This window comes from Streptomyces sp. NPDC085927, assembly GCF_044540975.1.
Taxonomy (GTDB): domain Bacteria; phylum Actinomycetota; class Actinomycetes; order Streptomycetales; family Streptomycetaceae; genus Streptomyces; species Streptomyces hirsutus.
The window spans coordinates 56,748-64,556 of record NZ_JBITSN010000006.1 but is presented as its reverse complement, the minus strand read 5'-3'; the positions used below and the strand labels follow the sequence as shown (position 1 = coordinate 64,556).

Sequence of the window (7,809 nt, the reverse complement as noted above, 5' to 3'; positions counted from 1 at the left end):
CGCTCGTCCCTCCCCTCTCACCCGGCCCCCGGGCGGGCGCCGGCCCCGCCCCCCGCGGGCTTTCTCTTCCCACCCCCCGGGCCCGGGGCCCCCCCCCGGGGGGGGGGCCCCGGCCCGGCGTCTCGTGCGGCGGGGGCTCAGTGGCCGCCCGTCTCCTTGAAACGCTTGTAGGACCGCTCGATCTCGATCTCGGCGTCCGTCCGGCCGACCCAGTTGGCGCCCTCGACCGACTTGCCCGGCTCCAGGTCCTTGTAGACCTCGAAGAAGTGCTGGATCTCCAGACGGTCGAACTCCGACACGTGGTGGATGTCCCGCAGGTGCTCCACGCGCGGGTCCGTCGACGGGACGCACAGCAGCTTGTCGTCGCCGCCGGCCTCGTCCGTCATCCGGAACATGCCGATCGCGCGGCAGCGGATCAGACAGCCCGGGAACGTCGGCTCGTCGAGAATGACCAGCGCGTCCAGCGGGTCGCCGTCCTCGCCGAGAGTGTTCTCGACGAAGCCGTAGTCGGTCGGGTAGGCGGTCGAGGTGAAGAGTCGACGGTCCAAACGGATCCGACCCGTCTCGTGGTCCACCTCGTACTTGTTCCGCGAACCCTTCGGGATCTCGATCGTGACGTCGAACTCCACCGGTGGCTCCTCCATGATCAGCACATAGTTCTGGTGGTTAAGTGTCCCTCACGCAGGTGTGTGATCGCGAAAGGGGCTGGTGGTCGTGCCGGAGCTGAGGCCTTGGCGGGCCGCGAGACCGCATGTGGCACGGTTCGCGGACGCCGTACGACCCCGTCTGGCACGGACCGCGGCGGCTGTCCGGCCGCGTCTGGCGCGGTTGCGGCCGAGTCGTCCCGCGGGTGCCGCCACGGCCGCCGGGCCACGGATCACGCGGTCGGTGGCCCGGCCGGGAACCTGGCCGGGGGCCTGGCGGTTCACCGTGGTCGCGGCCACCGCCGGGACGGTGCTGGCCGCAGGAGTGGTGACCGCCGCCGGTCCCTGGGACTCCACGGGTCAGCGTACGGCCGAGCAGGACCGGGCCGTGGCCATGGAGGCCACGCGTGGCACAGATCACGGCGGCACCCGCGGCAACGCCGGTACACCGCCCCGCGGCCCCCGTACGGCCCCCAGCGCCCCCTCCGTGCTCACCGGCCTCGGCGGCGGCGCCACCACCGTGAAGTCGGCGCCCGGCGGCAAGGCCCTCACCGGCACCCTCGCCCCGCTGCTGAAGTCCCCGGCGCTCGGCGACCTCTCCGCCTCCGTGGTCGACGTGTCCACCGGCAGGAACGTGTACGGCGACGACGCCGGCGCCGCCCTCACCCCCGCCTCCACCACGAAGATCGCCACCGCGGTCGCCGTCCTCACCGCGCTCGGCCCCGACCACCGCCTGACCACCCGCGCCACCTTCGAACCCGACACGAAAGAGGTCATCCTCGTCGGCGGCGGCGATCCCACCCTCACCGCCCGCAAGAAGAACCCCACCGGCTCGGCCAGCCTGCGGGACCTCGCCGGCCGCACCGCCGCCGCCCTCGCCGAACGCGGCGTGCGCGAGGTGACCCTGTCGTACGACACCACCCTCTACACGGGCGGCGAACGGCACCCGATCGGGGTCAACCCCAACCTCGCCGCCCTCACCCCCCTGATGGCCGACGAGGCCCGCCGCGACGACTCCGTCAGCGGCCCCGCGGACCGCGTCGCCGACCCCGCAGCCGACGCGGCGCGGAAGTTCGGCGCCCTCCTGAAGGACCACGGCATCAAGGCCACGCCCCCCGGCCCGTCGAAGTCCACCACCCGTGCCGGCACCCTCGCCACGGTCTCCTCGCCCCCGCTCGCCACCCTGGTCGAACGGATGCTCACCCACAGCGACAACGACCTCGCCGAGGCCCTCGCCCGCCGGACCGCGATCGCGACCGGCGGACGGGCCGACTTCGCGGGCGCCTCCGCCGCCGTCCGCGCCCAGCTCCAGAAGCTCGGGGTCCCGCTGAAGGGGGCCGCGTTCAAGGACGGCAGCGGCCTCGACCGCGGCAACCGGCTCACCACCGGCCTGCTCACCGCGCTGCTCGTGAAGTCCGGCGACCCCGCCCACCCGGAGCTGCGCCCGGTCCTCACCGGCCTGCCCGTCGCCGGCTTCACCGGCACCCTCACCGGCCGCTACGCCGACGGCGCGGCCGGCGTCGTACGGGCCAAGACGGGCACCCTCACCGGCGTCAACGCCCTGGCGGGGACGGTCGTCGACCGGGAGGGCCGGCTGCTCGCCTTCGCCTTCCTGACGACCGGCACCACCGACCCGACGGCGGCCCAGGCGGCCCTGGACAAGGCGGCCACGGCCCTGGCGGCGTGCGGCTGCCGGTGACCTCCGGCCTTTGGCCGGCTGTCTCGCCGCCCTGCCCCGCGCCACGCTCCTCACGTACCGTTGCAGCATGACGAGTTTCGGTGGTGCTGCCTCTTCCGGGATGGTCGACTGGGATCTCGCGGTCACGACCGCGACCCGGCTCATGCGGCCGGGCCCCGATGTGAGCCGTGACGAGGCCAGGGCCGTCGTCACGGAGCTGCGCAAGTACGCGAAGGTGTCCGAGACGCACGTGCGGGGCTTCACCCGGCTGGGCACCGACGAGACGCACGACACCCCCGTCCTCGTCGTCGACCGTCCCGGCTGGGTCCGGGCCAACGTCGCGGGCTTCCGCGAACTGCTCAAGCCGCTCCTCGACAAGATGCAGGAGCGGCGCGGCACCTCGCCCGGCGGGGCCCTCCTCGGCACCGTCGGCGGCAAGGTCACCGGCGTCGAGGTCGGCATGCTGCTGTCCTTCCTGGCCTCCCGCGTCCTCGGCCAGTACGAGACCTTCGCCCCCGCCACCCGCGACCTGCCGGCCGGCGGCCCGTCCGGCGCGCCGAACGGCGGGGGCAGGCTGCTGCTCGTCGCCCCCAACATCGTCCACGTGGAACGCGAACTCGACGTGGACCCGCACGACTTCCGGCTGTGGGTGTGCCTGCACGAGGAGACCCACCGCACCCAGTTCACCGCCGTGCCCTGGCTGCGCGACCACATGCAGGGCGAGATCCAGTCGTTCCTGGGGGAGACCGACGTCGATCCCATGACCGTCCTGGAGCGGGTCCGTCAGGCCGTCCAGTCCTTCGCCGGCGGCCGGCCCGAGGGCGAGGAGGACGAGGACGACGGGCGCTCCTTCGTCGAACTCGTGCAGACCCCCACCCAGCGGGAGATCCTCGGCCGGCTCACGGCCGTGATGTCCCTGCTGGAGGGACACGCCGACTTCGTGATGGACGGCGTCGGGCCCGAGGTCGTGCCGAGCGTCGCCGAGATCCGCGAGAAGTTCCAGCAGCGCCGCGCGAAGGGCGCCTCCCGCCTGGACCTGGCCCTGCGCAAACTGCTCGGCCTGGACGCCAAGCTCCGCCAGTACCGCGACGGCGAACGCTTCGTCCGCGCGGTGGTCGAGGAGGTCGGCATGGACGGCTTCAACCGGGTGTGGACCTCGCCCAACACCCTCCCCACCAAGGCGGAGATCGCCAAGCCCGCGGAGTGGATCACCCGTGTGCACCGCAAACCGGAGGCGTGAATCGAGCGTGCGCCGCGTGTGCACCCGAACGCCGGGCGTGCGCCGCGCGGGTACGGGGCGGCCCGAGGCCCGGTAACGGGGTTGCGAACAGGGCGACATGGGACGACATGGAGTGAATCCGGCGGACGGGCCCTCAATCACCCGTCCGAGGGACCGTGAGCGAAGAGTAGGCGTGCAATGCTCGGTGAACGCCCCTTCTCTGTCACCATCTACACACTCTGAGTGACCGATCTCGGGCTCACCCCCCCGAAAACTTCATGAAGGGAACCGGACATGGGTCCCCATCCTGCGGTCGCGGCGATACGCCTGGCGGTCCGCCGCGTACTCCACGACATCCTCGACGAACACACCCGAAACGCCGCCGAACACACCCGAAACCCCGGCGAACACGGCCGGCCCCCCGGTGGGCCCGGCGAGCCCGGCCGTATCCCCGACGCCCCGCGTGAGCGTGAACCGTCCCCGCTCGTGCTCGTGGCCTGCTCCGGCGGTGCCGACTCCATGGCGCTCGCCTCCGCCCTCGCCTTCGAGGCCCCTCGCCTCGGCGTGCGCGCCGGCGGTGTCACCGTCGACCACGGCCTCCAGGCCGGCTCCGACCTGCGGGCCGCCGAAGTGACCCTGCGCCTGCGCGGGCTGGGCCTCGACCCCGTCGAGTCCGTCGCCGTCACCGTCGGCCGCGACGGTGGACCCGAGGCCGCCGCCCGCGACGCCCGTTACGGCGCCCTCGACGCCGCCGCCGAACGGTACGGGGCCGCCGCCGTCCTGCTCGGCCACACCCGCGACGACCAGGCCGAGACCGTCCTGCTGGGGCTCGCCCGCGGCTCCGGCATCCGCTCCCTGTCCGGGATGGCCGCGGTCTCGGGAGCCGCCGGCCGTTACCGCAGGCCCTTCCTGCGGCTCGACCGGCAGACGGCCCGCAAGGCGTGCATGGCGCAGTCCCTCCCCGTATGGGACGACCCGCACAACACCGATCCCGCCTACACCCGCTCCCGGCTGCGCCACGAGGGCCTGCCCGCCCTGGAGAAGGCCCTCGGCAAGGGAGTCGTCGAGGCACTCGCCCGGACGGCCCAGCTCTCCCGCGACGACGCCGACGCCCTCGACGCCTGGGCCGGCCGGGCCGAGGCCGGCGTCCGCGACGCCGACGGCCGGCTGGAGTGCGCGGGGCTGCACGCCCTCCCGCCCGCCGTGCGCCGCCGTGTGCTGCGCCGCGCGGCCATCGACGCGGGAGCCCCGGCCGGTTCGCTGTTCGCCCGGCACATCGAGGAGATCGACCGGCTGATCACCGGCTGGCGCGGCCAGGGGGCCATCAATCTCCCCGGCCGAGTCGTGGCCCGTCGCCAGGGTGGCAGACTGGTGATTCGGCAAGGCTGAAAAACGTATCCTCGGCAGAGCCGCGGACGGTACGGGACAGCCGCTGGGACGACCGAAAGTGATGCGGGTGGACGCGAAAGACATGGGTGCCGACCTCGAGAAGGTGCTCATCACCAAGGAAGAGATCGACGCCAAGCTGGCCGAGCTGGCCGCGAAGATCGACGCGGAGTACGCGGACAAGGAACTGCTGATCGTCGGTGTCCTCAAGGGCGCGGTGATGGTCATGGCCGACCTCGCGCGGGCGCTGTCCACCCCGGTCACGATGGACTGGATGGCCGTATCCTCGTACGGGGCGGGGACCCAGTCCTCCGGTGTGGTACGGATCCTCAAGGACCTCGACACCGACATCAAGGGGAAGCACGTCCTGATCGTCGAGGACATCATCGACTCCGGCCTGACCCTGTCGTGGCTGATCTCCAACCTCGGCTCGCGCGAGCCTGCCTCCCTCAAGGTGTGCACGCTCCTGCGCAAGCCCGAGGCCGCCAAGGTCAACATCGACGTGGAATGGGTCGGTTTCGACATCCCCAACGAGTTCGTCGTCGGCTACGGCCTCGACTACGCCGAGAAGTACCGCAACATCCCGTTCGTGGGTACGCTCGCGCCCCACGTCTACGGCGGCTGAGCAATCGCGGCCGCGACACCGTAGGTGATCGGGAACCCCGGCGGCGTCCGCGCCGTTGGAGCATGCGTGGACGCGAATGCCGGCTGTCCCTCGCAGCTTCGGGGGGCAATGCTGGGGTACCGTCCGAAGAACAGTCTTTATCAAACTCACTATGGCAGGAGGGACGGGGCGGCACCGCTCCGTATGGATGGACGTGAAGCGATACTTCCGTGGGCCGGTCATGTGGATCGTGCTGGCCGTCCTCGCCGTGGTCGTGTTGATGCAGGTCGTCGGCTCTTCCGGCGGCTACAAGACGGTGGACACCGGCGAGGTCGTCCAGGCGATCAACGAGAACAAAGTCGAGTCGGCCAAGCTGACCACCGGCGACGAGCAGATCATCAAGGTCCAGCTCAAGGGCGACGAAAAGGTCAAGGACAGCTCGAAGATCCAGGCGAGCTACATCGGTGACCAGGGCGTCACCATCGCCAACACGCTGCAGGACAAGTTCCAGAACAAGCAGATCCCGGACGGCTACACGGTCTCGCCGTCGAAGCAGAACCCGTTCGTGAGCATTCTGCTGTCGCTGCTGCCCTTCGTCCTCATCGTCGTGGTCTTCCTGTTCCTGATGAACCAGATGCAGGGCGGCGGCTCCCGCGTCATGCAGTTCGGCAAGTCCAAGGCGAAGCTCATCACCAAGGACACGCCGAAGACGACGTTCTCCGACGTCGCCGGATCGGACGAAGCGGTCGAGGAACTCCACGAGATCAAGGAGTTCCTGCAGGAGCCCGCGAAGTTCCAGGCCGTCGGGGCGAAGATCCCCAAGGGTGTGCTGCTGTACGGCCCGCCCGGTACCGGCAAGACCCTGCTCGCGCGTGCCGTCGCGGGGGAGGCCGGGGTCCCCTTCTACTCGATCTCCGGTTCCGACTTCGTCGAGATGTTCGTCGGTGTCGGTGCCTCCCGGGTCCGTGACCTGTTCGAGCAGGCCAAGGCCAATGCTCCGGCGATCGTCTTCGTCGACGAGATCGACGCGGTCGGCCGCCATCGCGGTGCCGGCCTCGGCGGTGGTCACGACGAGCGCGAGCAGACGCTGAACCAGCTCCTCGTCGAGATGGACGGCTTCGACGTGAAGGGCGGCGTGATCCTCATCGCCGCCACGAACCGGCCCGACATCCTCGACCCGGCTCTGCTGCGTCCCGGCCGTTTCGACCGCCAGATCGCGGTCGACCGCCCGGACATGCAGGGCAGGCTGGAGATCCTCAAGGTCCACCAGAAGGGCAAGCCGGTCGCTCCGGACGTCGACCTGTCGGCCGTCGCCCGCCGCACCCCCGGCATGACGGGTGCCGACCTGGCCAACGTGCTGAACGAGGCCGCGCTCCTGACCGCGCGCAGCGATCAGAAGCTGATCGACAATCACATGCTGGACGAGGCGATCGACCGAGTGGTCGCGGGCCCGCAGAAGCGGAGCCGGATCATGTCGGACAAGGAGAAGAAGATCACCGCGTACCACGAGGGCGGACACGCCCTGGTCGCGGCGGCCTCCCCGAACGCCGACCCCGTCCACAAGATCACGATCCTGTCGAGGGGCCGTGCCCTCGGCTACACGATGGTGCTGCCGGACGAGGACAAGTACTCCACCACGCGCAACGAGATGCTGGACCAGCTGGCCTACATGCTGGGCGGCCGCGCGGCCGAGGAGCTCGTCTTCCACGACCCGACCACCGGTGCGGCCAACGACATCGAGAAGGCCACCGGTCTGGCCCGCGCGATGGTCACGCAGTACGGCATGACCGAGCGTCTGGGCGCGATCAAGTTCGGCGGCGACAACACCGAGCCGTTCCTCGGGCGTGAGATGGGTCACCAGCGCGACTACTCGGAAGAGATCGCCGCGCTGGTCGACGAAGAGGTCAAGAAGCTCATCGAGACCGCGCACAACGAGGCGTGGGAGATCCTGGTCGAGAACCGGGACGTCCTCGACAACCTGGTCCTCGCGCTCCTCGAGCGGGAGACGCTGGGCAAGGAGGAGATCGCCGAGGTCTTCGCGTCGATCGTCAAGCGTCCGGCCAGGCCCGCCTGGACCGGATCCTCCCGCCGTACGCCGTCCACCCGCCCGCCGGTGCTCTCCCCCAAGGAGCTGGCACTGACGAACGGGGCGAACGGCGCGACGCCGGCCATCTCGACCGTGAAGAGCACCGTCGTGGAGCCCAATCCGGTGCCCGAGCCGGCTCCGGAGGACCGTCCCGAGAGCTGACCGGCCCCCCCGGTGGTGTCCCACCGGGCC

Annotated in this window: 6 protein-coding genes; 5 read left to right on the top strand and 1 reads right to left on the bottom strand. The window is 71.0% G+C overall.

Translation table 11 applies throughout. The features are described 5' to 3' along the window. Positions 1-137: 137 nt before the first annotated feature. Complete coding sequence (locus tag ACIF80_RS17550; protein ID WP_042174359.1) at positions 138-629, bottom strand: inorganic diphosphatase; 492 nt, start codon at positions 627-629, stop codon at positions 138-140. 79 nt (positions 630-708) lie between these two features. On the opposite strand from ACIF80_RS17550, the gene dacB reads away from it, so the two are divergent. From dacB to ftsH, 5 genes are all read left to right on the top strand, one after another. Continuing rightward, entirely contained in the window at positions 709-2,343 is a 1,635-nt protein-coding gene (gene dacB / locus ACIF80_RS17545; RefSeq protein ID WP_399805436.1) for a D-alanyl-D-alanine carboxypeptidase/D-alanyl-D-alanine-endopeptidase, read from the top strand. A 67-nt stretch (positions 2,344-2,410) separates the two neighbouring features. After that, a complete protein-coding gene (locus ACIF80_RS17540) occupies positions 2,411-3,562 on the top strand; it encodes a zinc-dependent metalloprotease (protein WP_399805434.1) in 1,152 nt (383 codons plus the stop codon). 273 nt (positions 3,563-3,835) lie between these two features. After that, positions 3,836-4,930 carry a tRNA lysidine(34) synthetase TilS gene (gene tilS / locus ACIF80_RS17535; protein WP_399805432.1) on the top strand — a complete coding sequence of 365 codons (1,095 nt, stop codon included), beginning with the start codon at positions 3,836-3,838 and terminating at the stop codon, positions 4,928-4,930. Between the two features lie 61 nt (positions 4,931-4,991). Then, on the top strand, positions 4,992-5,552 hold the full coding sequence (gene hpt, locus ACIF80_RS17530) for a hypoxanthine phosphoribosyltransferase (RefSeq protein WP_332429655.1): 561 nt from the start codon (positions 4,992-4,994) through the stop codon (positions 5,550-5,552). A gap of 187 nt (positions 5,553-5,739) precedes the next feature. Beyond that, positions 5,740-7,779 (top strand): ATP-dependent zinc metalloprotease FtsH, encoded by a 2,040-nt coding sequence (gene ftsH / locus ACIF80_RS17525; RefSeq protein ID WP_399805429.1) that lies wholly within the window; start codon positions 5,740-5,742, stop codon positions 7,777-7,779. The last annotated feature ends 30 nt before the right edge of the window (positions 7,780-7,809 follow it).